Annotated in this window: 21 protein-coding genes; 13 read left to right on the top strand and 8 right to left on the bottom strand. The window is 64.1% G+C overall.

Annotated features, from left to right (window positions below):
• The first annotated feature begins 133 nt into the window (after nucleotides 1-133).
• Nucleotides 134-760, top strand: coding sequence for a LysE family translocator (locus JQ591_RS00385; protein ID WP_211394063.1), 627 nt, complete (start codon nucleotides 134-136; stop codon nucleotides 758-760).
• Nucleotides 761-769: 9 nt separating this feature from the next.
• On the opposite strand, the gene JQ591_RS00380 is transcribed toward JQ591_RS00385, so the two are convergent.
• From JQ591_RS00380 to JQ591_RS00370, 3 genes are all read right to left on the bottom strand, one after another.
• Nucleotides 770-3,886: an efflux RND transporter permease subunit gene (locus JQ591_RS00380; protein ID WP_211394062.1), complete on the bottom strand. Its 3,117-nt coding sequence runs from the start codon at nucleotides 3,884-3,886 to the stop codon at nucleotides 770-772.
• 29 nt (nucleotides 3,887-3,915) lie between these two features.
• Entirely contained in the window at nucleotides 3,916-5,160 is a 1,245-nt protein-coding gene (locus JQ591_RS00375) for an efflux RND transporter periplasmic adaptor subunit (RefSeq protein ID WP_211394061.1), read from the bottom strand.
• Nucleotides 5,161-5,305: 145 nt separating this feature from the next.
• Nucleotides 5,306-6,718 (bottom strand): CoA transferase, encoded by a 1,413-nt coding sequence (locus JQ591_RS00370; protein WP_211394060.1) that lies wholly within the window; start codon nucleotides 6,716-6,718, stop codon nucleotides 5,306-5,308.
• A 55-nt stretch (nucleotides 6,719-6,773) separates the two neighbouring features.
• Between JQ591_RS00370 and JQ591_RS00365 the strand changes: the two genes are divergently transcribed.
• On the top strand, nucleotides 6,774-7,061 hold the full coding sequence (locus JQ591_RS00365; RefSeq protein WP_008136644.1) for a hypothetical protein: 288 nt from the start codon (nucleotides 6,774-6,776) through the stop codon (nucleotides 7,059-7,061).
• 229 nt (nucleotides 7,062-7,290) lie between these two features.
• A complete protein-coding gene (locus JQ591_RS00360) occupies nucleotides 7,291-8,061 on the top strand; it encodes an SDR family NAD(P)-dependent oxidoreductase (RefSeq protein WP_211394059.1) in 771 nt (256 codons plus the stop codon).
• Nucleotides 8,062-8,310: 249 nt separating this feature from the next.
• Here the strand turns inward: JQ591_RS00360 and JQ591_RS00355 are convergent, their stop codons facing one another.
• Genes JQ591_RS00355 through JQ591_RS00345 form a run of 3 tightly spaced genes read right to left on the bottom strand, consistent with a single transcriptional unit; the run spans nucleotide 8,311 to nucleotide 14,055 of the window.
• Nucleotides 8,311-11,781 (bottom strand): error-prone DNA polymerase, encoded by a 3,471-nt coding sequence (locus tag JQ591_RS00355; protein WP_211394058.1) that lies wholly within the window; start codon nucleotides 11,779-11,781, stop codon nucleotides 8,311-8,313.
• Nucleotides 11,778-13,370, bottom strand: coding sequence for a Y-family DNA polymerase (locus tag JQ591_RS00350; protein ID WP_211394057.1), 1,593 nt, complete (start codon nucleotides 13,368-13,370; stop codon nucleotides 11,778-11,780). The genes JQ591_RS00355 and JQ591_RS00350 overlap by 4 nt, the downstream gene beginning before the upstream one ends.
• Complete coding sequence (locus tag JQ591_RS00345) at nucleotides 13,267-14,055, bottom strand: ImuA family protein (RefSeq protein WP_211394056.1); 789 nt, start codon at nucleotides 14,053-14,055, stop codon at nucleotides 13,267-13,269. Before JQ591_RS00345 ends, JQ591_RS00350 begins: the two co-directional genes overlap by 104 nt.
• Before the next feature lie 167 nt (nucleotides 14,056-14,222).
• Between JQ591_RS00345 and JQ591_RS00340 the strand changes: the two genes are divergently transcribed.
• On the top strand, nucleotides 14,223-15,632 hold the full coding sequence (locus tag JQ591_RS00340; protein ID WP_211394055.1) for a UdgX family uracil-DNA binding protein: 1,410 nt from the start codon (nucleotides 14,223-14,225) through the stop codon (nucleotides 15,630-15,632).
• A 98-nt stretch (nucleotides 15,633-15,730) separates the two neighbouring features.
• Nucleotides 15,731-17,359, top strand: a complete 1,629-nt coding sequence (locus tag JQ591_RS00335; protein WP_211394054.1) for an inorganic phosphate transporter — start codon at nucleotides 15,731-15,733, stop codon at nucleotides 17,357-17,359.
• An 87-nt stretch (nucleotides 17,360-17,446) separates the two neighbouring features.
• Here JQ591_RS00335 and JQ591_RS00330 read toward each other — a convergent pair whose 3' ends face one another.
• Nucleotides 17,447-18,619 (bottom strand): M20 aminoacylase family protein, encoded by a 1,173-nt coding sequence (locus JQ591_RS00330; protein WP_211394053.1) that lies wholly within the window; start codon nucleotides 18,617-18,619, stop codon nucleotides 17,447-17,449.
• 200 nt (nucleotides 18,620-18,819) lie between these two features.
• Here JQ591_RS00330 and JQ591_RS00325 point away from each other — a divergent pair, with 200 nt between their 5' ends.
• The 8 genes from JQ591_RS00325 to JQ591_RS00290 all read left to right on the top strand — a co-directional run bounded on the left by JQ591_RS00325 (nucleotide 18,820) and on the right by JQ591_RS00290 (nucleotide 24,933).
• Nucleotides 18,820-20,439 carry a GMC family oxidoreductase gene (locus tag JQ591_RS00325; protein WP_211394052.1) on the top strand — a complete coding sequence of 540 codons (1,620 nt, stop codon included), beginning with the start codon at nucleotides 18,820-18,822 and terminating at the stop codon, nucleotides 20,437-20,439.
• 10 nt (nucleotides 20,440-20,449) lie between these two features.
• Nucleotides 20,450-21,340 carry an alpha/beta fold hydrolase gene (locus JQ591_RS00320; protein WP_211394781.1) on the top strand — a complete coding sequence of 297 codons (891 nt, stop codon included), beginning with the start codon at nucleotides 20,450-20,452 and terminating at the stop codon, nucleotides 21,338-21,340.
• A gap of 172 nt (nucleotides 21,341-21,512) precedes the next feature.
• Entirely contained in the window at nucleotides 21,513-22,457 is a 945-nt protein-coding gene (locus JQ591_RS00315; RefSeq protein WP_211394051.1) for a metallophosphoesterase family protein, read from the top strand.
• 23 nt (nucleotides 22,458-22,480) lie between these two features.
• A complete protein-coding gene (locus JQ591_RS00310; protein ID WP_211394050.1) occupies nucleotides 22,481-22,807 on the top strand; it encodes a cupredoxin domain-containing protein in 327 nt (108 codons plus the stop codon).
• A gap of 157 nt (nucleotides 22,808-22,964) precedes the next feature.
• Nucleotides 22,965-23,513 (top strand): sigma-70 family RNA polymerase sigma factor, encoded by a 549-nt coding sequence (locus JQ591_RS00305; protein WP_211394049.1) that lies wholly within the window; start codon nucleotides 22,965-22,967, stop codon nucleotides 23,511-23,513.
• Complete coding sequence (locus JQ591_RS00300) at nucleotides 23,510-24,277, top strand: anti-sigma factor family protein (protein ID WP_211394048.1); 768 nt, start codon at nucleotides 23,510-23,512, stop codon at nucleotides 24,275-24,277. Before JQ591_RS00305 ends, JQ591_RS00300 begins: the two co-directional genes overlap by 4 nt.
• A gap of 58 nt (nucleotides 24,278-24,335) precedes the next feature.
• Nucleotides 24,336-24,617 carry a type II toxin-antitoxin system RelE/ParE family toxin gene (locus JQ591_RS00295; RefSeq protein WP_211394047.1) on the top strand — a complete coding sequence of 94 codons (282 nt, stop codon included), beginning with the start codon at nucleotides 24,336-24,338 and terminating at the stop codon, nucleotides 24,615-24,617.
• A 10-nt stretch (nucleotides 24,618-24,627) separates the two neighbouring features.
• Nucleotides 24,628-24,933 carry a HigA family addiction module antitoxin gene (locus JQ591_RS00290; RefSeq protein WP_211394046.1) on the top strand — a complete coding sequence of 102 codons (306 nt, stop codon included), beginning with the start codon at nucleotides 24,628-24,630 and terminating at the stop codon, nucleotides 24,931-24,933.
• Nucleotides 24,934-24,941: 8 nt separating this feature from the next.
• Here JQ591_RS00290 and hpnO read toward each other — a convergent pair whose 3' ends face one another.
• A complete protein-coding gene (hpnO, locus tag JQ591_RS00285) occupies nucleotides 24,942-26,333 on the bottom strand; it encodes an aminobacteriohopanetriol synthase HpnO (RefSeq protein WP_211394045.1) in 1,392 nt (463 codons plus the stop codon).
• Nucleotides 26,334-26,404 lie beyond the last annotated feature (71 nt).

The raw sequence follows: 26,404 nt of genomic DNA, 5'->3' as shown, positions 1-26,404 counted from the left end.
CGTGAGAGCACAATGTCGTTGGACTCACACGAACGTGTTTGAGTTTCTTTTCGCCTTTCACCCGTATGGTTGAGGCGACGATTCATTTTCGCCGGTACCCACATGCACAGATTTCATCTGTTCGTGCGGTCGCATGCCTTTATCGCATTATCTTGCCGCGCTTTTTTCCGGCATTGGAATTGGTTTCACCGTCGCCGCCCCCATCGGACCAATGGGCATGCTGTGCATTCAGCGCACATTGGCATCAGGCATGGCCACGGGCCTCGCAACCGGCTTCGGCGCGGCGACCGTGCATCTCACCTACAGCGCCCTCGCGGTTTTGGGACTGGGCTCACTGGCACAGCCCTGGGTCGAAGCCAATGCCGTCGGCTTCGGCATCGTCTCGGCGCTGACGCTACTGTGGTTCGCGATCCGGACTCATCGCGGCTCCGTCGCGCTCCAGGCGACGGACGGCATCGGCAATGTGCGTCTGGCGCGCGCCTATCTCAGCGCCATCGCGCTCGGGTTCACCAATCCGCTGACCGTCATCCTGTTTCTGGCTGCGCTGCACGCCTTCTCCATGCAGGCCGCGGCAGCCCCGCTGATCACCGGCGTCTTCGTCGGTTCCGCGATCTGGTGGACCGTGCTCAGCACGATCGTGGCAACGGCGCGGTCACGGCTGACGCCGCGCATGCTGTCGATGAGCAGTCGGTTGGCCAGCCTGATGCTGCTGGGCCTCGGCACCATGATGCTGGTGCGGATCGCGCAGCAAATGCTGTGACAGACGGCGTCAGCGCGCGCGGCGGGAGAAGAAGGAGATCAGCACCGGCAGCGTCACCAGAATCACGATCGGGGCCAGCATCATGCCGGTCACCACGACCACCGCGAGCGGCTTCTGCACCTGCGAGCCGATACCTTCCGACAGCGCCGCCGGCAAGAGGCCGATGCCGGCGACGACGCAGGTCATCAGCACCGGCCGAAGCTGCAATTCGCCGGTGCGTATCACCGCGCTCATGCGGTCCATGCCCTCTTCGATGAGCTGGTTGAACTGCGACAGGATGATGATGCCGTCCATCACGGCGATGCCGAACAGCGCGATGAAGCCGATCGCCGCCGAGACGCTGAAGGCGGTGCCGGTGATCAAGAGACCGAGCACGCCGCCGAAGATCGCCATCGGGATCACGCTCATGGCAAGTAGCGTGTCGGTCATCGAGCCGAAATTGAACCAGAGCAGGACGCCGATCAGCGCGAGCGAGATCGGCACCACGATCGACAATCGCCGGATCGCGTCCTGGAGATTGCCGAATTCGCCGACCCAGTCCATGTGCGCGCCGGGCGGCAGCTGCACCTGATCGGCGATCTTCTGCTGCGCCTCGCGGATCGCGCTGCCGAGGTCGCGCTCACGCACCGAGAACTTGATCGGCAGATAGCGCTCCTGCTGCTCGCGATAGATGTACGCCGCGCCCGAGACGAGGCTGATGGTGGCGACCTCGCTCAGGGGTATCTGCGTGACGGTGCCGTTCGGTCCGGGCGCGCCGATCCGCAAATTCTGGATCGCCTCGGCGCTCCTGCGGAATTCCGGCGCAAGACGAACGATGATCGGGAAGTGGCGGTCGCTTCCCGCCTCGTAGATGTCGCCGGCGGTGTCGCCGCCGATCGCGACCTTGATGGTGGCGTTGATGTCGCCCGGCGCGAGGCCGTAGCGCGCGGCCTTGGCACGGTTGATGTCGATCTGGATGGTCGGCTGCCCGAGTGAGGTGAACACCGCAAGGTCGGTGACGCCCTGCACGGTGGCCAGCACCGACTTGATCTTGTTGGCGGTGTCGGTCAGCGCCTGGAGATCGCTGCCGAACAGCTTGATCGAGTTCTCGCCCTTCACGCCGGAGACGGCTTCGGAGACGTTGTCCTGGAGATATTGCGAGAAGTTGAACTCGACGCCGGGGAAGCGATCGTCGAGCTGCTTGAGCAGTTGCGCGGTCAGCTCTTCCTTGTCGCGGGTGCCGGGCCATTGGCTGGCGGGCTTGAGCGGCGCGAAGAACTCGGCGTTGAAGAAGCCGGCGGCGTCGGTGCCGTCATCGGGGCGGCCGTGCTGCGACACCACGGATTCCACCTCAGGCCGCGCGCGGATCAGCTTGCGCATCTCGTTGACATAGGAGTTGCCTTCCTGGAGCGAGATGGTCGGCGGCAGCGTGGCGCGGATCCAGAGATTGCCCTCCTCCAGCTTCGGCAGGAATTCGAGGCCAAGCAACCGGCTGAGCGCAACCGTCATCAGCACGAGGCCGAGCGCGCCACCGAGCATGATGCCGCGGTTGGCGACGGCCCAATTCAGCACCGGCATGTAGACCCGGTGCAGGATCAGCATCACCCTGGTCTCGGTTTCCCTCACATGCGCGGGCAGGATGATCGCGGACAGCGCCGGGGTGACGGTGAACGTCGCAAGCAGACCGCCAGCCAGCGCATAGGCATAGGTCCGGGCCATCGGCCCGAAGATGTTGCCCTCGACGCCGGAGAGCGTGAACAGCGGCAGGAAGGCCGCGATGATGATCGCCGCAGCGAAGAAGATCGAACGTGAGACGTCGGCCGCCGCGCTGAGGATGGCGTGGCTCTTCATGCCGAACAGCGTCTCGGACGACATCTGTTCGGATTCCGACATCGGCGTCGTCTGCGTCAGGCGCCGGAAGATCGCCTCCACCATGATGACGGTGGCATCGACGATCAGGCCGAAGTCGATCGCACCGACCGACAGCAGGTTCGCCGATTCCCCGCGCAGCACCAGGATGATCACCGCGAAGAACAGCGCGAACGGAATGGTGGCGCCGACGATCAGCGCACTGCGGAGATCGCCGAGGAAGATCCACTGCAGCAGCACGATCAGCAGAATGCCGATCACCATGTTGTGCAGCACGGTGTGGGTGGTGAGCTCGATCAGGTCGCCGCGATCGTAGATGCGCTCGATGCGCACGCCGGGCGGCAGGATGCTGGAGTCGTTGATGGTTTGAACGAGCTGGTGGACGCGCTTGATGGTCGGCGAGCTTTGCTCGCCGCGACGCATCAGGACGATGCCCTGCACGATGTCGTCGGACTCGTCGAGGCCGGCAATGCCGAGACGCGGCTTCTGACCGACGGTGACGGTGGCGACGTCCTTGACCAGCACCGGGTTGCCGTTGGTCTGCGAGACCATGGTGCTGGCGAGGTCGTCGATCGAGCGGATCAGGCCGACGCCGCGCACCACGGCCGATTGCTGGCCGATATTGACGGTGTTGCCGCCGACATTGACGTTCGCATTACCGACCGCCTGGAGCAGTTGCGGCAGCGTCAAGCCGTTGGCGACCAGCTTGTTGAAGTCGACCTGGAGCTCGTAGGTCTTGCTCTTGCCGCCCCAGCCGGTGACGTCGATCACGCCGGGCACGGCACGGAAGCGCCGCTGGAGAATCCAGTCCTGGATGGTCTTGAGGTCGAGCACGCTGTAGTTCGGCGGACCGACGAGACGGTAGCGGAAGATTTCGCCAATCGGGCTGAGCGGCGAGATCTGCGGCTGCACGTTGCCGGGCAGCGGCGCGAGCTGCGCCAGGCGGTTCAAGACCTGCTGCAACGCCTCGTCATAGGTGTAAGCGAAGGAGAACTGCAGTTTGACGTCGGAGAGGCCGTAGAGCGAGATGGTGCGAATGGTCGTCAGGTTCTTCAGACCTGCGACCTGGGTCTCGATCGGAATCGTGATGTAGCGCTCGATCTCCTCCGCCGACAGGCCCGGACTCTGCGTCACGATGTCGACCATCGGTGGGGTCGGATCGGGATAGGCCTCGATGTTGAGCTGGTTGAACGCAATCAGGCCGCCGAAGAGCACGGCGACGAACATGCCGACCATCAGGAAGCGCCGGTTGACGGCAAGGGCGACGAGGCGATCCATTCAGGTCTTCAATTTTCTTGGGTCGTCGATCAGCTGCCGGACGCCGCGCGGTCGATGAACAGGCTACCTTTGGTGACCACCTGCTCGCCGGGCTTCAGATTGCTGGTGACCTCGACGAGGTTACCATTGATGAGGCCGATCTTGATCTCGCGCAGCTCGACCGACTTGTCCTCGCGTGCGACCCAGAGGCGGACCTTGTCGGCTTCGTAGATCAAGGCCTGCTTCGGTACCGCCGGCGCGGCGCGGTCGCCGGACGAATAGATCGTGACGTTGGCAAACATCTCCGGCTTCAGCAGGCCGTCCTTGTTGTCGATGGTGGCGCGGACCAGCAGGCGACGGGTGTTCGCATCGATCGCGGCGGCGACGTAGTTGATCCTGGCGGTCAAGGGGCGGCCCGGCAGCGCCATCACGTTGACGGTGATGTCCTGCCCGATGCACACGGCGGCCGCATCGCTCTCGCGCACGAAGGCGGTGAGCCAGACCGTAGAGAGGTCGCCGACCACGAAGACCGGATCGCTGGCGCCGGAATTGACGTACTGGCCGGGGCCGATCTTACGCTGCACGACCGTCCCCGCGATCGGCGAATAGATCGTGACTTCCGGATTGATGATGCCCTTGTCCTGGAACGCCTTGATGGTCTCGTCGGTGAAGCCGAGGATACGCAGCTTGTTGCGCGCGGCTTCCAGCGCCGTCGCCGAGGAGCGCATGTCGTTCTGCGCCTGAACCTGGGTCGCTTCCGCCTGCTGATAGTCCTTCAGTGGGATGGCATGGCCCTCGTAGAGGTCCTTGGCGCGCTTGAACTGGATGTCGGCAAGATCGATCGCCGACTTCGCCTTGTTCTGCGAGGTCATCGCCGCGATGAAATCGTTCTGGGCCTGCACGGTGTCGGCGGCCTCGATCGTGAACAGCGGTTGACCTTGCTTCAGCATCTCGCCGGGCTTGGCGAGCAGCTTGGTCACCCGGCCCGCATAGGGCGAAAACACCGGCGTCGAACGGTCCTCGTCGACCGCGACTTTGCCCTCAGTGACATACTCGGCGCGGAAGGTCTTGGCCTTGACCGGCTCGATTGTCAGCGTCGCCCATTCCGACGGCGTCGGCGTGAAGTTCTGCGCATTCCTGCGCGACTGGCTGGAGATCTCGGAGTGGCTCTTGTCCTTGGCTCCCGCATAGAGGAAGCCGTAGGCCCCGGCACCGGCAAGAGCTAGTAAAACTACGGATGTGATCACCCGTTGTTTTGTAAGCACCTGCAATCGCTTGGTATTTTCAACTACCATGGGGCCCGGTCATGTCTGCGATGATACCGGCGGATGCCTGCCTCATCGGTCGCGCTAATAGTGCCGAATTGAGATTTCAAACAACCTAAAAAGTACCGATCGCCTTGAGGTTTGCGTTAAAATTTTGCGACACGTCAGCCCCACGTCAGGTTCGCACTGGCCACTGTGCAGGATGACTGCCGAGCGGCATCGCCGGACGCGCCCATTGCGCCGGCGTCTTCGACAGCAGTGCTGAATGGCGCACCGCCTTCAACGTGCCGAAGCCAGATGGCATGCTTTCAATGAATGCAGCATGTACGGCCTCGCCCGTAATATCCGGGGTGTTCAGGCCACCTTCGAGCCGTCCGAGATTCCACAGCCAGCGCCCGGTCTGCGCCAGCGACACGCGCACGTGCCAGCTGCCACCTTCGCGGGCCTGGCGGGCCTTGGCCATCATCGCACCGAACGCCATCAGATAGCCGGTGGCGTGGTCGAGCATCTGTGCCGGCAATTCCTTCGGCCCGTCGAGGCCGGCGGCCTGTCCCTCGGCATGGTTGAAGCCGGTCGTGGTCTGCACCAGCGAATCGAAGCCGCGCCGCTCCGCCCAGGGACCGGCATGGCCGTAGGCCGACAGCGTCACGTAGACGATGCCGGGATTGATTTTCGCGGCGTCCTCCGGCGTAAAGCCGAGAGCGGCGAGCGCGCGCGGGCGATAGCCTTGCGAGAAGATGTCGGCATCCTTCAACAGCGCGCGCATCTGCGCTCTGCCCGCCTCGCTCTTCAGCTCGATGAAGGTGGTGAGCTTGCCGCGGCCGGTTTCGATGGTCAGCCACGGAATGGCCGGCAGCGCGGGGCCTGACACGAGCAACACATCCGCGCCGTGCGCGGCGAGCGTGCGGCCGGCGACGGGGCCCGCGATGACGCGAGAGAGATCGAGCACGCGCAGGCCTGAGAGCGGACGATCGCCGTTCGACAGTTCTTGCGGCCACGGCTTTGGCGGGGCCTCGCCGATCTTCTCGATCGAGACCAGCGGCAATGCGGCGAGCGCGCGAGCCTGCGGCAGCGCCGACCATTCGTCGTAGGAGCGCATCAGGGCCACAACGCCGCCCGCAGTGTAAGCCGCAGTTTCGAAATCCTCGCCCTTCCATTGCATCAATGCGGCCTGCACCTTCTCGCGCTCGGGTTCGCAGGCGAGAACCTTGCAGACGGCGTCGCGATGATGCGGGAAATTGGTGTGGCAGCGGACGAAGCGATTGTCACCGGTTCTGTAGACGCCAGCGATGGCGTCCCAGGCGGGCGGCGGCGGCTTGTCGTCGACGCGTAAATAGCGCTCGGAGCGGCATTCGGCGACGGCATGGCGCAGGTCGACGCTAACGTCCTGCGCCTCGCCGCTGCGCAATCTCCAGATTTCGGCGGCGGCGAGGCCGGCGGCGGCGATCGTCGTCTGGCCGGCAATTGCGACGCGAAACGAGGACGGGATCTGCGGCTCTTCGCCCGTCAGCCGCACGCGCGCAAGCGCGGCTTTATCACCGCCCGCGGCGGTCCAGATGCCACTAAGAAATTCGGTGGGGCTTTGCATGACCCTTCTCTCCCTTTAGTTTTGCGACCATCGCATTAGCACACAAGGACATGCAATGGCCGCCATCGATCCCCTCACCGCAGGCGCCGTGTTCATCGCAACGGCGGCCACCGACGCGGTCTATGTCATGTTCACCTCGGCCGTGATCGCGCGCAAGCGCGTGCCCGCGGCGAACTGGAGCGCGGTCTGGTACCTGCTCTCCTCCTATGCGGTGATCAGCTACACCGAAAACGCTTTCTATGTGGCGTTCGCCGCGATCGGCTCCTGGGCCGGCGCCTATGCCTCACTGACATTCCTGCACCGCCCGCCCGGCGGCCCGCCGGTGGGGGCGGCACCGGAGTGAGGGCCATCGATGTGAGCGGCGCGATCGACCACACGCTTGGCGTCGTCCTGGCGAAAGCCAGGACCCATTGCCCCGGTCGAATGTTGTGGCCATATGCCCTGGCCACAGCATCGCGTAACGACTGCGGCCTGTGGTAATGGGTCCTGGCTTTCGCCAGGACGACATTGGGGAGGCATTGCGCTTCACTTGCCACAACGGTGCACACGATCAACAAAAAGGAAAACCAACAATGGATCTCGGTCTCGAAGGCAAGAACGCCATCGTGCTCGGCGGCACGCGCGGCATCGGGCGGGCGATTGCGGCGACGCTGGCCGGTGAAGGCGCCAATGTCGCGGTGTGCGCACGCAACGCCGATCAGGTTGCCACCACGGTTGCGGAGTTGAAGGCCAGCGGCATCCGCGCGACCGGCGGCCCGGTCGACGTCACCGACGGCGCGGCGCTGAAATCCTGGATCGAGAATGCTGCAAAGGAGCTTGGCGGCATCGACATGCTGTTCTCCAATGCGGGTGCGATGGCGCAAGGCCATGATGCCGCATCTTGGGAGCAGAATTTTCGGCTCGACCTGCTCGGCGCCGTCCATGCGTTCGACGCCGCGCGGCCGTTCCTCGAGGCCAGCGGCGAGAAGAGTGGCGACGCCGCCTTCGTCATCATCTCCTCGATCTCAGCGGCGCAGGCCGATCTCGCGAGCTCCTACGGCCCGATCAAGGCGGCACTGATCCACATGGCCAAGGGACTGGCGCGGCAATACGCGAAGAAGAAGATCCGCGTCAACGTGGTCTCGCCTGGCACGGTCTATTTCAAGGGCGGCGTCTGGAATACGATCGAGCAGAACATGCCCGAGCGCTACAAGGATGCGATGAAGCGCAATCCAACGGGACGCATGGCGACGCCGCAGGAGATCGCGAGCGCCGCGGTGTTTCTGGCAAGCCCGGTGTCGGGGTTCACCACAGGCTCCAATCTGGTCGTGGACGGTGCGATCTCGAACCGGGTGAATTTTTAGGGACACACTGTCATCGCCCGACTTGATCGGGCGATCCAGTACTCCGAGGGGGCGGATTGAACCGAGCAGCCGCGGTGTACTGGATACCCCGCCTCCGCTGGGTATGACACCGAGCGTGTGGAAGTCATCACCTCAAAAAACGCGTCATTGCGGGCGCAGCGAAGCAATCCAGCATCTCTCCGCGGTGACAGTCTGGATTGCTTCGCTGCGCTCGCAATGACGGTGTGGCAGCAGAGAGCGCTACATTCCTCAATGAAAATCCCGCGACGGCGGCAGGATGCGGACGTTGCGGGGATGGCGGATTTTTTGCGCGGGCGCATCCGTGCGGGCGCGAGGGTCGTCGTTGAGCGGCGCGATCGGGGCGGCGCCTGCCGGCATCGGATGCTTGCGGCTCAGGGCGTCGTCGGCGAGGCCGACCAGATCGTGCGAGCGGTCGATCATGCGCTGGGCGATAAGGTGCGTCACCTTCTCGGGGCTGCTCTGGATGTAGCCCTCGACCAGGATGAGGCGCGCGCCCATCACCTCTTTGCGGTACTGCTCCATGATCTTCGGCCATACCACCACATTGGCGATGCCGGTTTCGTCCTCCAGTGTCATGAACACGACGCCGCTGGCGCTGCCCGGCCGCTGCCGTACCAGCACGACGCCGGCACAGCGGACGCGGCGCCGCTCGTTCTCATGATTGATGTCCTTGCAGGCGACGATGCGCTCGCGCGTAAACATCTCGCGCAAAAATTCCATCGGATGGCCTTTGAGCGAAAGGCGAATGGTCTGGTAGTCCGCGACCACCTGTTCGGCACGCGGCATCACCGGCAACGGCTTGGCGTGCTCGTCCGGCTGCTCGCGTGCGGTGGCCACCTCGAACAGCGGCAGCGGCACATCGTCGGGCAAGCGCCGCACCTGCCACAGCGCCTCGCGGCGGTCGAGCCCGAGCGAGCGAAACGCGTCGGCATCGGCGAGCAGGATCAGCGCGCGCTTGGGCAGCCCGGTGTCGCGGGCGAAGTCTTCCAGCGAGGTGAAGGGCCGGCGGTTGCGGGCGGCGACGATGCGGTCGGCCCAGTCTTTCGACTTGTCATTCCGGGACGACGCATCGACCCCGGAATCCATGCCTCCAGGCGTATGCGGTCCGATGGATTCCGGGCTCGCGCCGAGTGGTGCGCCCACATTGCGCAATTGCGCAATGGAGAACGACGATTGGAGACGTTTCAGGCGCTCCTCATCCTGATCGAGCCAATGGAAACCGTCGATCTGGCGAAAGCCCAGGCGCACGGCGCAATATTTGCCGCCTCCCTCTTCCAGCGTGTTCTGAGCAAAGCTGCAGGACACGTCGATGTCGCGCACCTCGACGCCGTTCTTGCGGGCGTCGCTGACGATTTGCGCCGGGGCGTAAAAGCCCATGGGCTGCGAGTTCAGGAGGCCACAGCAGAATGCATCAGGGTGATAATGCTTCAACCATGAGGAGATGTAGACAAGCTGTGCAAAGCTTGCAGCATGGCTTTCCGGAAAGCCGTAACTGCCAAAACCCTTGATCTGTTCGAAACAGTTTCTGGCGAAATCAGGCGCATAGCCGCGCGCGATCATGTTACCGATCATCTTGTCTTCGAACTTGCCGATGGTGCCGACATTGCGGAACGTTGCCATCGCACGGCGCAGGCCGTTGGCCTCCTCGGCCGTGAACCTCGCGGCTTCGATCGCGATTCGCATCGCCTGCTCCTGGAACAAGGGCACGCCGAGCGTCTTGTGCAGCACTCTGTAAAGCTCGTCCTTGTCGCCATGCTCCGGTGACGGCGATGGATAGTTCACTTTTTCCAAGCCGTTCCGCCGCCGCAAATAGGGATGCACCATGTCGCCCTGGATCGGTCCCGGCCGCACGATCGCGACTTCGATGACGAGATCGTAGAAGGTCCGTGGCTTCAGCCGCGGCAACATGTTCATCTGCGCGCGGCTCTCGACCTGGAACACGCCGAGCGACTCTCCATCGCACAGCATGTCGTAGACTTTGGAATCATCCTGCGGGACGCTCGCCAGCACCCAGCGTTCACCCTTGTGCTGGTCGATCAGATCAAAGCACTTGCGGATGCAGGTCAGCATGCCCAGCGCGAGCACGTCGACCTTCATCATGCCGAGCGCGTCGACATCGTCCTTGTCCCATTCGATGAAGGTGCGATCGTCCATCGCGGCATTGCCGATCGGCACATAGGTGTCGAGCCGGTCTTGCGTGAGCACATAGCCGCCGACATGCTGGGACAGATGACGCGGGAATTCGATCAACTCGGTCGCGAGCTCGACCGCGAGGTTGATCATGGAATTTTGCGGATCGAGGCCGGCCTGTCTGACCTGCATGTCGTTGAGACCCTTGCCCCAGCTTCCCCAGACGGTGTCGGCGAGTGCGGCGGTGACGTCCTCGGTCAGGCCCAGCGCCTTGCCGACGTCGCGGATGGCGCTGCGCGGGCGATAATGAATGACGGTGGCGATGATCGCGGCGCGATGGCGGCCGTAACGGCGATAGACATATTGCATCACCTCCTCGCGCCGCGAATGCTCGAAATCGACGTCGATGTCGGGCGGCTCCAGCCGTTCCTTGGAGATGAAGCGCTCGAACAGCAGATCGACCTTGGTCGGGTCGACCGAGGTGATGCCGAGCACGTAGCAGACCGCCGAATTCGCCGCCGATCCACGCCCCTGGCACAAAATGCTCTGGCTGCGCGCGTAATGCACGATGTCGTGCACGGTGAGAAAGTAATGCGCGTATTTCAGCTCGGCGATCAGCGCGAGTTCTTTCTTCAGGGTGGCGCGCAGCTTGTCGTCGATCTTGCCATCGAAATATTTGTCGACGCCGGCCCAGGTCAGATCCTCCAGATGCCCTTGCGCGGTCTTGCCCCGCGGTACCGGCTCGTCCGGATACTGGTATTTGAGCTGGTCGAGCGAGAAGGTGATCTTGTCCGCAAAGCGCGTGGTCTCCGCGATAGCCTCAGGGAAATCGCGGAACAGCCGCGCCATCTCCCTCGGCGTCTTCAGAAACCGCTCTGCATTGGCTTCCAGCTTCCGGCCGACCGCCTCGATCGTGGTTTTTTCCCGGATGCAGGTCAGCACGTCCTGGAGGGGACGGCGCGCGGGGTGATGATAGAGCACCTCGTTGGTCGCAAGCAGCGGCACTTTTGCTTTTGCGGCGAGATCATCGAGCTGCGCGAGGCGGCGGCGGTCGTCACCGCGATAGATCAGGCTCGCCGCCAGCCACACGCCCTCGGCACCACTTGCCTTCAGCTTGGCGAGGATGTCCTGCGCTTGCGCCGCATCGAAGCGATGCGGCAGCGTCAGGATCAGGAGCTGGCCTTCCGAAAACGCAAGGAGATCGGCGAAGGTGAGATGGCACTCGCCCTTCACGATCCGCGTGATGTCGTCGCCGCGCTTGCCCCTGGTGAGAAGCTGGCACAGCCGGCCATAGGCGGCGCGGTCGCGCGGATAGACCAGAATATCGGGCGTACTATCGATGAAGACGATGCGCGTGCCGATCAGAAGCTTCGGCTTGTGCAGCACCTTGTCATTGTCGAGCTCCTTGTAGGCGCGCACCACACCGGCGAGCGTGTTGTGATCGGCAATGCCGATCGCGGGAATGCCGAGGATGCTGGCCTGGTGCACATAGGCGCGCGGATCCGACCCGCCGCGCAGGAAGGAGAAATTCGTGGTGATGCCGATCTCGGCATAAGCGGGCGTATTCATGCGAAGAGACCGTGCACGTACCAACCGGGAGGAACGGGCTTGCCGTCGGCGTCGAAGCACTCTCCCTCGTAAAGACCGTCGCGAAAGATCCAGAAGCGAAGGCCCTCGGCATCCTCGATACGGAAATAGTCCCGCGTCAGCTGCTTGCCGTCCTGCCGCCACCATTCCATGGCGATGCGCTCGGGGCCTTCCACCCGCACCACCGCATGCAGCGCGCGGCGCCAGGTGAATTGATGCGGCGGGCCGTCGGGCACGGTCGCGAACGGAACCGTGACCGGCTCCGGCTTGTCGAACAGCCGCAAGGGGCGCAGTGGCGGCTCACTCTCGGTGCGCGCGGGCCATTCGGCCTGCATGGCCACGGCGAGATGATGCTGCGCCGGTGCGGCCAGCACCGCACATTCAGGGATATGCGTGTCCTGCGGCAGATGCACGACGACGCGCTTTCCGCCGATGCGCGCGGCGATGCGGTCGATCAGCGCGGCAAGCTCGTCATTGTCGTGGACATGGGCGTCGAGATCGCGCTGCTCCTGCACCACGATCTCGGTGCGGCTTGCCGACAGCCGCACCATGTCGAAGCCGAAGCCGGGATCGAGAGGATCGGCGAGCGCATCGAGGCGCTCGCGGAACAGCCGGTCGATCACCGCACTCCGCGTCACGGGACGTCCGGTCTCGACCATGATCGCGCGCACCACGCCGTCGGTGCGGAAGAAGGCGGCCTCGAGCCGGCGCGCGCCCTTGCCCTGCTTCTCCATCGCCGCGATCAACGTGTCCGCCAGGCGCGACAGCGTCATCGCGATCATGGTGTCGGTCGCGATCGGCTCGGCAAAGCGTTTCTCCACGATGTAGTCGGGCAGCGGCTTTCGCGGGCTGATCGGCGCATCGCCCTGCCCCAGCGCATGTGCGAGCAGCGTGGAGAACCGTGCGCCGAACCGCGCCGTGATTTCGCTCGGCGTGCGCGAGGCGACATCGCCGATGGTCTTCAGGCCGGCACGGCGCAAACCCGTGGTGATGGCCTCGCCCGCACCAAGCGCTGACACCGGAAACCGGCTGATCGCCGCTGCCTCCCCGCCATCGGCGACGATGGTGCCCGTGACCTGCCGCGTCAGCGTGCGCGCGCAGACCGAGGTGCCGGCGATCGCCGCGCTGACGGCAAAGCCCTGGCGATCGAGGGCACGGACAAGGGTCTGCAACAACGCAGCCTCGCCGCCGAACAGATGCGCACAGCCGGTGATGTCGAGGAACAGTCCATGCGGCGGATCGAGCGCCACCAGCGGCGTGAAACGATCGCACCAGTCGGCGACGTCGCTGATCGTCTTCGCATCGGCCACGGCATCGGCGTCGAACACCTTTAAATCCGGACACATCGCCCGGGCATTGGCCAGGGGCTGGCCGATATGCAGACCGAGGCGCTCGGCGGCCTCGTCCAGCGCATGGATCACCAGCGCGTTGTTGTCCTTGGCAACGACGATGCAGGGCTCATCATTCTTATGCAGTCCGACGTTGCCAAAGAACCGCTGGATCCGGTCGATGGGCAGGCGCGGCAGCCACAGGCTGAGGATACGTCGACGATTCAGAGAACTGGCACTCATCACATTTCCATTCCATGATCCACCGGCCGCACGGGCCATGACGATTGCGCAAGAGCTCGGCATCGAAGCGCGGCGCGCCCCAAGCACTCCACACCGGCCCCGGCGGCGAATGCGCCGCGCGCAGCATCCATCTGGTCTCGGCGGTCGAGGGTAAAGGTTGCGCGGCCATGCGTAGCAAGAGCCCGGTCACACCTGACGCTTGTGCGGCGAGCGTCAGCTTGCGGCTCGCCACGAGATCGAACTGACTGGTCTCACCCCAGAGCTCGAGCACGACGGCCCCCAGCGCGTCGCAGGCGAGCGCATCGGCCGAAGTCCGTAGCGCACTCTCCACGTCGGCGGCGCGCACCATCACCATGCGGCGTGGATCGAGACCGATGTCGGCGAGCCCGCTCATCGACAGCGCGCCGGTTTCAATTTCTGAAAAATCCTGCCGCACCCACAGCAACGGTTTGCGTGCCGTCACGCGCCCCGCAAGGCCGGTGACAAAGCCCGTCGCGGCCGCGCCCTGACGTCCTTCGCAAAACACCTCGTGGATTGCCGCGCGCGCGAGCCCGCCATTCAGCGCGCTGTCGGCCTCGCTATGGCCGAGCGCGACGCGGTCGCGATGATGCACGACCTCCGCCGTCTCGATGCGCTCGATCTGGCCGCGCAAGGTCGCAAGCGCGCTTCTTCGTGCGCCGCTCATGCTCGCCGCTCCTTCAGGGGGTGATTGCCGGTGGCTCTCAAAAAGAGAACCAACGGCTGGCTCAATTGTTCATGGTATGTTCTAATATAAAGCTAACGGCGTCCGGAGAGTCAATCGAATTGGCGCGCCCATGGATTCATGAGCGAAATCAAGAGGATTCGAGTACCATGTACTTCATCACCCTGGACAGCGAGACCGATTTCGACGGCTGGCGTAAAACCGCACGCGCATTCGCGCTGCATCAAGTCGCACCGGCGGACGTGGTGTGGAACGTGCAAGGTCAAACGAAAGACCAGATGCCACCCGGCCTGTCCGAAGCGCCACGCCTTCCGCCGGTCGAGACCGAGAGCACGTTCACCGTGCCGGCCAATTTCATCGAGCTCGCCCGTGTCGCGATCCTGCATCGCGACGAGGAGCGCTTTGCGCTGCTCTATCGCCTGCTGTGGCGACTGAAGGCCGATCACGATCTGCTGGGCGTGATGAGCGATCCCGACGTGGCGCAGGCAACCGCGATGGCAGGCGCTGTGCAGCGCGATGCTCAGCGGATGCGTGACCTCGTCCGCTTCCGCGAGATCGGGCGCGAGCAGAAGGCGCACTACGCCGCCTGGTTCGAGCCGGAGCATCACATCGTCGCATTCGCCGCGCCGTTCTTCGCGCGTCGTTTTGCCGATATGCCCTGGTCAATCCTCACGCCTGATATTTGTGCCCATTGGAACGGTCACGCGATCTCCTTCACGCCCGGGATCAGCCGGACGGAGTGGCCGGCCCCAGGCCGCCTCGAGGAAACCTGGCGGCGCCATTTCCAACCCGGCCGGCTGATGACGACTGATGCGCCGGTGAAGCCCCGGAGGAACCTCCAGGACACATCGATACTTGGATCGATACTCGGACCTCTGCTCGCCGATGCCGAACGCTGGACCGGCGGACGGATCTCCCCACGTCCGGAAGCCATCATGGGACGCAAAGCTGCTGCCGACGACCTCGATGCGCTCCGCGAGGAGGCCGCGCATTGCCGGGCCTGCCATCTCTACAAGGACGCCACCCAGACCGTGTTCGGCGAAGGCCCGAAGTCCGCCAATATCATGCTGGTCGGCGAACAGCCCGGCGACAAGGAAGACCTCGCCGGCCATCCCTTCGTCGGTCCGGCCGGCCAGATGCTCGACCGCGCATTGGCGGAAGCCGGCGTCGACCGCAAGAAGGTCTATGTCACCAACGCGGTGAAACACTTCAAATTCGTGCCGCGCGGCAAAATCCGCCTGCATCAGAAGCCGAATACGCCTGAGATAAAGGCCTGCCGGCAGTGGTATGAGCGGGAAGTCTCCGTAATCCAGCCCGATCTCATCGTCGCGATGGGCGCGACCGCCGCGCAGAGCGTGTTCGGCAAGATCACCCCGATCGGCAAAACCCGCGGCCGGCTGATCGACCTTCCCGACGGTCACAAGGCGCTGGTGACGGTGCACCCGTCCTATCTGCTGCGATTGCCCGATCCGGAAGCCAAGGACTTGGAATATCAGCGTTTTGTCGACGATTTGAAAATCGTCGCCAGTTTGCAGAAGAAAGCGGTACGCGCCGCCTAAATACAGGCGGGAAAACGGCTTTCAAGCCTCGGTTGTCATCCAGCCTTCAAATCCATCGGGGACAATAGCCCTTACAGAAAGTTAAGGGGCGTCCAGACATGACCGATGTTGCATTCGACCGCGCGGTAGCCGATCCCGCGCCGATCCAGCCGGCCTCGCGGCCAAATCTCGACAAGGGCTTCAATCCGCTGACGATGATCCTGTTCTTCGGCATCCTCGCCGCGGGCCTGCTCTATGTGGCCTACAGCATCTATTCCGATGTCGATGCGACCGGCACCAGGGTCACGAGCTACCTGCCCTATATCCTCCTTATCGTTGCGCTCCTGATCGCGCTCGGCTTCGAATTCGTCAACGGTTTCCACGACACCGCCAACGCGGTTGCGACCGTGATCTACACCCATTCGCTGCCGGCCGAAGTCGCGGTGATGTGGTCGGGCTTCTTCAACTTCCTCGGCGTGCTCATGTCCTCCGGCGCGGTGGCTTTCGGCATCGTCTCGCTGCTGCCGGTGGAGCTGATCCTGCAGGTCGGCTCAAGCGCCGGCTTCGCGATGGTGTTCGCGCTGCTGATCGCCGCGATCCTTTGGAACCTCGGCACCTGGTATTTTGGCCTGCCGGCCTCCTCCTCGCACACGCTGATCGGCTCGATCATCGGCGTCGGCGTTGCCAACGCGCTGATGCGCGGCCGCGACGGCACATCGGGCGTGGACTGGGGCAAGGCCACCGAGATCGGCTATGCGCTGCTACTGTCGCCGCTGGTCGGCTTCGTCTGCGCCGCCGGCCTGCTGCTGCTGCTCAAGGTGATCATCAAGAACCCGGCGCTTTACGCCGCCCCCGAGGGCAACAAGGCCCCGCCGATCTGGATCCGCGGCCTGCTGATCCTGACCTGCACCGGCGTCAGCTTCGCCCATGGTTCGAACGACGGTCAGAAGGGCATGGGCCTGATCATGCTGATCCTGATCGGCACCGTGCCTACGGCCTATGCGCTCAACCGCGCATTGCCGGAGTCGCAGGTTGCCCAGTTCGCGAAGGTTTCGGAAGCCGCCTCCAAGGTGGTTGCGGCCAAGGGCGCCGGCCATGCGATCATCGGCGATCCCCGTCCTGCGGTGACACGGTACGTCACCTCGCATCACATCAGCGAAGGCACCTACCCTTCGCTGTCAGTGCTGGTGAAGGATGTCGGCGAGCAGGTTGCGAAATACGGTTCGCTGAACAAGGTGCCGGCGGAAGTCGTCGGCAACACCCGCAACGACATGTACCTGACCTCGGAAGCGATCCGCTTCCTGATGAAGGACAAGGAAAACGACCTCAACAAGGACGAGGTCGCGACCTTGAACGCCTACAAGGGCGGGCTCGACAGCGCGACCAAGTTCATCCCGACCTGGGTGAAGGTTGCAGTTGCGATCGCGCTCGGCCTCGGCACCATGATCGGCTGGAAGCGCATCGTCGTCACCGTCGGCGAGAAGATCGGCAAGACCCATCTGACCTACGCGCAGGGTGCCTCCGCCGAGCTCGTCGCCGCCGCCACGATCGGCGCCGCCGACGTGTTCGGCCTGCCGGTCTCGACAACCCACGTGCTGTCGTCCGGCGTCGCCGGCACCATGGCCGCGAACGGCTCGGGTCTCCAGGTCGCCACCATCAGGAACATGGTGATGGCCTGGGTGCTGACCTTGCCGGTCGCCATCCTGTTGTCGGGCACGCTGTACGTGATCTTCTCGCGGATCTTCTGAAGCCGATCGCGTCACTCCAAGACAAAGGGTCCGTGCGATGCACGGGCCCTTTTCATTTGTTCTTTAGGCTTGGCCTTACACTTGACCTTACGCAGCCGCGAGTGATTCCTCGACCAGCTTGACCCAATACGACGTGCCGTAAACGATCGCCTCGTCGTCGAAATTGTAGGCGGGGTGATGCAGGCCGGCGCTGTCGCCGTTGCCGCAGAAGATGAAGGCGCCGGGGCGCGCTTCCAGCATGTAGGCGAAATCCTCGCCGCCCATCAGCGGCGACATCTCGTGCACGTTGGCCTCGCCCGCGACCTGCCCGGCGATGCGACGTGCAATCTCGGTCTCCGCGGCGTGGTTGTTCACCACGGGATAATTGCGCTTGTAGTGCAGGTCGATCTTGGCGCCGGTAATCTGCGCCACGCCCGCCACCACCTCGTGCACACGTTTCTCGACCAGCTTGCGCACCTCCGGCGACAGCGTGCGGATGGTACCCCTCAGTGTCGCGGTTTGCGGAATGACGTTGCGGGCGTTGCCAGCGTGAAACTCGCAGATCGAGATCACGGCCGATTCCAGCGGATCGACGCTGCGCGCGACGATCGACTGCAGCGCCGTGATCACCTGCGCGCCGACCAGAACGGAATCGACACATTTGTGCGGCCGCGCGGCATGGCCGCCGAGACCCTCGATCAGGATATCGACCTCGTCGGTCGCCGCCATGATCGGACCCGGCCGGATCGCGAACGAGCCCACCGGAATGCCCGGACCGTTGTGCATGCCGTAGACCTGCTCGATGCCGAAGCGCTCCATCAGGCCGTCCTTGACCATGGCCAGGCCACCGGCGCCGCCCTCCTCGGCCGGCTGGAAGATCACCACCGCATCGCCGGCAAAATTGCGGGTCTCGGCGAGATAGCGGGCCGCGCCGAGAAGCATCGCGGTGTGGCCGTCATGGCCGCAGGCGTGCATCTTGCCCGGAGTCTTCGAAGCGTAGGGCAAGTTGGTCTGCTCCTCGACCGGCAGCGCATCCATATCGGCACGCAGACCGATGGTCTTCAGGCCCTCGCCGGCTGGCTTGTTGCCCTTGATCACACCGACCACGCCGGTTTGGCCGAGGCCCGTCACGACCTCATCGCAGCCGAATTCGCGCAGGCGGTCCGCGACGAATGCTGCGGTGCGGTGGACGTCGTACAGCAGCTCAGGATGCTCGTGGATGTCCCGGCGCCAGGCCTGAATATCGGGTTGAAGGTCGGCGACACGGTTCACGATGGGCATGGAGGGTCTCAAGCTTTGTTGAAAAGGCAGGAATGTCTACCATGCAAGCACCAGTCCACCCAACTGCCGGGGGTCTGGGGTAGCTCTGTCCTCTCGTCATGGCCGGGCTTGTCCCGGCCATCCACGTCTGACTATTAGAATGGAAAGCGCGTGGATGCCCGGGACAAGCCCGGGCACGACGCCTGTTGGGTGGAAGCAGAATGCCAAGGCGGCTCGAAGGTGAGTTTGACTATATCGTCGTTGGGGCCGGCACGGCGGGCTGCATCGTCGCCAACCGGCTGTCGGCCGATTCCAGCAATCGCGTCCTCGTCCTCGAAGCCGGCGGCGACGACAACTGGATCTGGTTCCACATTCCCGTCGGCTATCTCTTCGCCATCGGCAATCCGCGCTCGGACTGGATGTTCAAGACGGAGGCCGAGCCCGGCCTGAACGGCCGCTCGCTTGCCTATCCCCGTGGCAAGGTGATCGGCGGCTCTTCAGCGATCAACGCCATGATCTCGATGCGCGGACAGGCAGCGGACTACGATCATTGGCGCCAGCTCGGCATGACCGGCTGGGGTTATGACGACGTGCTGCCGCTGTTCAGGCGGCTCGAGGATCATTTCCTCGGCGCGAGCGAGCATCACGGCGCCGGCGGCGGCTGGCGCATCGAGGCGCCGCGGCTGTCGTGGGACGTTCTCGACGCCGTCGGCGACGCGGCCGAGGAGATGGGCATCAAGCGCATCCCGGATTTCAACACCGGCGACAACGAAGGCACCAGCTATTTCCACGTCAATCAGAAGCGCGGCCGGCGCTGGTCGTCGGCGCGCGGCTTCCTCAAGCCGGCGCTGAACCGCCAAAATCTGCGGCTCGAGAAGCACGTGCTGGTCGACCGTCTCATCATCGAGCAGGGCCGCGCCGTCGGCGTGCGCTTCATCCAGAACGGCGAGATCATCGAGGCGCGCGCCAAACGCGAGGTGATCCTCTCGGCAGGCTCGATCGGTTCGGTGCAGGTGCTGCATCGCTCCGGCATCGGGCCCGCCGACTGGCTGTCGCCGCTCGGCATCGACATCGTGATGGACAAGCCCGGCGTCGGCCGCAATCTGCAGGATCATCTCCAGCAGCGCGCGATCTACAAGGTCGAGGGCGTGCGCACACTGAACGAGACCTATTACAACCTATTTCGCCGCGGCTTGATGGGGCTCGACTACGCTTTCCGTCGTCGCGGTCCCCTGACCATGGCGCCGTCGCAGCTCGGCATCTTCACGCGCTCCGATGCGACGCGCGCACGCGCCAACATCCAGTTCCACGTGCAGCCGCTGTCGCTCGACAAGTTCGGCGATCCCCTGCACCGTTTTCCAGCGATCACGGTGAGCGCCTGCAATCTCCAGCCGACATCGCGCGGCACGGTGCGTCTGCGTTCGGCGACGCCGGACGAGAAGCCAATCATCGCGCCGAACTATCTTTCAACGGATGACGACCGTCAGGTCGGCGCCGATGCCATCCGCACCACCCGCCGCCTGATGCAGCAGAAGGCGCTCGCAAAATATCGCCCGAGCGAATATCTGCCCGGCCCTACCGTTGGCGACGACGATGCCTCGCTCGCGAAGGCTGCCGGCGACATCGGCACCACCATCTTCCATCCCGTCGGCACCGCGAAGATGGGCGCGGTGAGCGATCCGATGGCTGTAGTCGACGAACGCCTGCGCTTCTACGGTCTCGGTGGCCTTCGCATTGTCGATGCCTCGATCATGCCGACCATCACGTCGGGCAACACCAACACGCCGACCGCGATGATCGCCGAGAAGGGCGCGACGATGATTTTGGAGGATGCGAAGTAGCATCTCCACCATGATCAACCCGCACCGCTTTTCGATCGGCCCCGCTGATGCGCAGATCGCCATGCTGCAATGGGGCGAGAGCGGGATGCCGCCCGCGCTCCTCGTGCACGGCACCGGCTTCGTCGCCGACGTCTGGGACGAGGTCGCGCGCGAGCTTGCATCGACCTACACCGTCTACGCGCTCGACCGCCGCGGTCATGGCGCCAGCCACAAACCGGGCGCCTATCATTTCCTGGATTTCGCCGAGGATGTTGGCCGGGTGATCGACGCACTCGATCTGCGCCACATCTACGGCATCGGCCACAGCGCCGGTGCGACCGATCTTCTGCTTACAGCGAAACTTCGGCCGGGCTGCTTCACGCGCCTGTTCGTGATGGAGCCGACCGTGATGGATCCGCGCACGGCGCGCTCCGGAGGATTGAACGACGAATCCCTCGCCGGCGTCGAGGGCACGCTGCGCCGCCGCGCCGAGTTCGACAGCGCCGAGTCCGTGTTCGAGCGCTACCGCGCCGCGTCGACGTTTGCCGATTGGACCGAGACGTCGCTCCGGGCCTATGTCCAACACGGCTTCGTGCCGCTGGGCGATGGCCGGGTGCGGCTCTGCTGCACGCCCGAAATCGAGTACGCGATGCTGCGTCCGATCTATGAGGCGATGGAGCAGGTTTACGTTGGTGATGCGCGCGGCAACCCGTTTGGAGGACTCGCCGAGATCGACTGCCCGGTGTGCATCACGACCGCCGTGAAGTCCGGATCGATCTACAAGGTGATGGCGTCGCGTGCCGTGTCGCTGATTCCGCAGGTCAGCACGCTGGTCTTCGAGGGCGCCGGGCACTGTGTCGCGCAGGAAGTGCCGGCGCGCGTGGTGGAGGCTGTGCGGGAATTCGCACGTTTCGGTCCGTAGCCCGGATGGAGCGAAGCGCAATCCGGGGCCTGTCGCGCCCCGAATCCCGCATTCCGCTGCGCTCCATGCGGGCTACAACACCCTCACGAAAACGTCATCGCAACCGGGAATAAGTCCCTTCCTCCCCCAATCACCTCCCCGAAGCCCAATTCCGGGCCAGAGGAGACGCGCGATGAGCGGACATGATCACGGGGACGACGGCGTCAGTCGCCGCAAGGTGCTGGAATGCATGACCTGGGCCGGCACCGGCGTGCTCTGGACCATCACGGGCGGCGTGCCGCGCTCGCTCGGCATCATCGATTCCGCGCAAGCTGCGACCGCGGCCGCGCCCGGCATGACCTTCCTCCAGATCAGCGACAGCCATGTCGGGTTCGACAAGCCGGCCAATCCCAACGCGCTCGGCACGCTGGAGGAAGCCGTCAACAAGATCAACGCGATGCCGGTCAAGCCGTCGTTCATGATCCACACTGGCGACATCACGCATCTCTCCAAGGCCGCCGAGTTCGACAATGCCGATCGCATCATCTCGCAGAGCAAGCTGGACGTGCATTACGTGCCCGGCGAGCATGACTTCCTCGACGAGGAAGTAAAATTCTATCGCGAGCGCTACGGCCACGGCACCAAGGGCGCGGGCTGGTATTCGTTCGACGCCGGCGGCGTGCACTTCATCGGCCTCGTCAATGTCGTCGACCTCAAGGCCGGCGGCCTCGGCAATCTCGGTGCCGAGCAGCTCGCCTGGCTCGCGGACGATCTGCGCGGCAAGTCGAAATCGACGCCGATCGTACTGTTCGCCCACATCCCGCTCTGGACCGTCTACCCCGAATGGGGCTGGGGCACCGAGGACGGCGCCCGCGCGCTGGAACAGGTGAAAGGCTTTGGCTCGGTCACCGTGCTGAACGGTCACATTCACCAGGTGATGCAGAAGGTCGAGGGCAACGTCACCTTCCACACCGCACGCTCCACCGCCTTCCCGCAGCCGGCGCCGGGAGCCGCACCCTCGCCCGGACCCATGAAGGTCGAGGACGCAAAGCTCCGCGCGATGCTCGGCGTTGCCAGCATCAACTTCAAGCAGAACGAGCAGCGGCTCGCGATCATCGACACGCCGCTCCAGGGTTGATGCAGGGCTAACGGAAGCTGACAATGAAGACACTCAATCGCCGCGACTTCGGTGTCGCTGTGGCCGCGGCCCTCCTGCTGCCCATCACAACCGTCCGTGCCGACGACAACATGGAAGTGCATATCGACAATTTCGTCTTCCAGCCGGCCGAGCTCAAGATCAAGGTCGGCACCACCGTGACCTGGACCAACCGGGACGACATCCCCCACACCGTGGTGTCAGCCGGAAAGTTCAGGTCCAAGACCCTGGACACCGACGACAAGTTCTCGTTCACCTTCACCAATGCGGGCGACTACAAATATTTTTGTTCTCTGCACCCGCACATGACGGGGATGATCAAGGTTGAGTAACATCTCGAACCAAGGCATCAACGTCTTGCCCGGTCGGTGGTCCCACGCCGGCCGGGCTCGTGTGCCTTCCGTCACACGCGCCGACCAAGCGAACTTGGACGAACCGAACAGGGACGAAACGACGCAACGACCAGAACAAGAGGCAAAGCGAGGAGCGATGCCCGTGAGCGACGATTTGCAGAAGGCGCAACTCTTCCGCGAGGCGGCGCTGCCCTATCTCGACGACGTCTACACGCTCGCGCGTTATCTCTTGCGCGACGCCTCCGATGCCGAGGACGCGGTGCAGGAGTGCTACCTGCGCGCGCTGAAGCATTTCGACAGCTATCGCGGGCCGGCGATGAAGCCCTGGCTGTTCGCGATCCTGCGTAACGTCTGCAATGCCGAATATGCACGGCGCGCGCACAGGCACAGCGCGATCGAAGATACGCCCGGCGCTGCCGAGCAGACGCCGATCTGGCAGGAAACCGAGGCAAGCCCCGAAACCGAAGTGCTGCGGAGCCGCGATGCGGGCGCGATCCGCAAGCTGATCGACGCGCTTGCCGAGCCGTTCAAGGAGACATTCGTGCTGCGCGAGATCAACAACCTGTCCTATCGTGAAATCGCCGAGGCCGTCGGCGCGCCCGTCGGCACCGTGATGTCCCGCCTCGCCCGCGCCCGCGCCATGCTGCGCGCGGCCTGGACGGCGGATGAGGAGCAAGCAAGATGACCTGCGACGAAGCAAGAATCCTGCTTCACGCGCTGCTCGACAACGAGCTCGATGCCGGCCATGCGCGCGAGGTCGAAGCCCATATCGCCGGCTGCCCGGCCTGCGCCGCGGAGTTCGCCGCACAACGCGACATGCAGCGCGTACTCGCGGACGCCAATTTGCGCTACACCGCACCGGCGAGCCTGCGTGCGCGTATCGAGGCTTCGCTGCCGCAGCCGCAGCGTCGACAGCCGAGCCGCCGCTCCGTGCTGCGCGGCTTTGCGATGGGCTCGGCAGTCTCCGCGCTCGCCGCCTCCGGCGTCGTCGCCGTGGTGCTGCGCCAGGATGACCAGCAGCGCATCCTGTCGGAGGTCGTCTCCGCGCATCTGCGCTCGCTCCAGGCCGGCCACCTCATCGACGTGGTCTCGACCGACCAGCACACGGTGAAGCCGTGGTTCAACGGCAAGCTCGACGTCGCCCCGCCCGTGATCGACCTCACCGCGCAAGGTTTTACGCTGGTCGGCGGCAGGCTCGATTATATCGACGCACGCGCCATCGGTGCCGTCGTCTACAAGCGCCGGCAGCACGTGGTCAATCTGTTCGTGTCGCAGACATCGAACGCGGAATACCGCGCGCCCAAGACCGAAACCATGCAGGGCTTCAACTGCCGGCGCTGGGGCAATCGCGGCCTGAACTTCTGGGCCGTCAGCGATCTCGGCGCCGACGAGCTCGCCGAGTTCGTCGACAAGTTCGAGGCGGCGATGAAGGCGAATGTGGAGGGGTAGCGGCCTCGTTGATACGCGTGGCCTTGAATTGTGTATCAGATAATGATACATTGCTTGAGTGATCAAGACCTTCAGGGATAAGACGACTGAGGCGGTCTTTGACGGCGAAAGCCCTAAAGGCTTTCCGGCTGATCTGGTGAAGGTTGCGCGTCGGAAATTGCGCTATCTGCACGCAGCAAGCGAACTCAGCGACTTAAGGGCGCCGCCGGGCAACCGTCTGGAGGCCCTCGCGGGCGATCGCAAGGGACAGCACGCGATCAGGATCAACGATCAGTTCCGAGTGTGCTTCGTCTGGACAGCGCAAGGCGCCGCCGAGGTCGAGATTGTGGACTATCACTAGGAGACGCGAGATGGCCAAAAAACTAAAGCCCATGCATCCTGGTGAGATTCTTCGGGAGGAATTTCTGGCTCCGCTAGACATGTCGGCTGGCGCGCTCGCCAAGACATGCGGCCTTCCTCGCACGCGAATCGAGCGAATCGCGAGCGAACAGACTGGGGTCACCGCCGACACAGCACTTCGACTCGCCAAGGCCCTCGGTACGACAGCCGAGCTTTGGCTCAATCTTCAGAATGACTACGATATCCAGATCGCAAAACGCGATCTCGGCAAAGCGCTCGACCGCATCGAGACTGTAAACAAGCCCAAGGCGGCGTGAGCGCCACGCTACGCCGACCGCCGCACCGCGTTGTCCACCAGCGTCTTGCCGAGCGACCAGATCGCGCCGGGGACCTTGTGGCTGCCGGCGATGACGTCGTCGAATGCGCGCTCGATCCAGCCGCAATCTTCCTCGGTGATGGTGAGCGGCGGCAGAAGCTTGATGGTGTGGCTGCCATGGCCGGCGACTTGCGTGAGGATCTTGTGGTCCTTGAACAGCGGCACGGTGATGAGCTGACAGAACAGGCCCTTGTTGGCCGCCTCCAGCACGTTCCAGGACGCCCGCAGCCGCAACGATTTCGGCGGGCCGAACTCGACGCCGATCATCAGGCCCTTGCCGCGGACTTCCTTCAACAGCTCGTAGCCCGGCACCATGCGCGTGAGCGCGAGGCGCAGCTCGGCACCGCGCTTGGCGGCGGACTCGATCAGCTTCTCGGACTCCATGACGTCGAGCGTGGCAATGCCGGCCGCCATCGCCAGGTCGTTCTTGGAGAAGGTGGAGCCGTGCACCACCGCGCGGTCCATCTGGTTGAAGATCTTGTCGAAGATGCTCTTGCGCGTCAGCACGGCGCCAACCGGCACGTGGCCGCCGGATAGCGACTTCGACAGCAGCACCATGTCGGGCTCGACGTTCCAGTGCTCGACCGCGAGGAAGCGGCCGGTACGGCCCATGCCGGTCTGGATCTCGTCGGCGACGAACAGCGTGCCGTATTTCTTGCAGAGCGCCGCCGCACCCGGCAGGAACTCGTCGGTGGGCATGTTGACGCCCTTGCCCTGGATCGGCTCGACGACGAAGGCGGCCACCTCGCGCGATGCCAGCGCCTTTTCGAGCGCGGCGAGATCGTTGAACGGGATCGAGGTGCAGCCCGGCAGCAGCGGCTCGAAGCCCGTGCGGAAGTTCGAATCACCGGTCAGCGACAGCGCGCCATAGGTCAGGCCGTGATAGCCGTGGGCACAATAGACGATGCCCGGGCGGCCGGTGGCGCCGCGGGCGAACTTGATCGCCGCTTCGACGCATTCGGCGCCGGAATTGGCGAAGAACGCCTTGTCGAGATAGGGGACGTACTTCAAAAGCCGCTCGGCGAGCACGCCGGCGAGCACCGAGACGTCGAACTGGACAAGGTTGGGCAGGTCGGCATCGAGCACGCTCTTGAGCGCCTCGCGCATGACAGGATGATTGCGTCCGATCGCAAACACGCCAAAACCGGACAAGAGATCGAGATAGCGCGCCCCGTCGCGGTCGTAGAGGTACTGTCCCTGCCCCTTCTGGAAGCCGACATCGTAGCCGATGGTCTTCAGAACCCGGACGAACTGCTCGTTCAGATGCCGATTATGCAGGACGCTGCGCTGGGCCTGGCGGTCCGCGAACAGCTGAGACATGTCTGGATTTGGGCTGTGCATCCGCTACATACTTCGGTTGAGGGCCGTCTCGTCAACTGAAAACGGACCGTTGCCAAAAACGGTCTGTGCGG

Origin of the sequence: Bradyrhizobium canariense, assembly GCF_018130465.1 — a bacterium.
Lineage (GTDB): Bacteria > Pseudomonadota > Alphaproteobacteria > Rhizobiales > Xanthobacteraceae > Bradyrhizobium > Bradyrhizobium canariense_C.
Note: the sequence above shows the minus strand (reverse complement) of the source record. Positions and strands in the feature narration are given on the sequence as shown.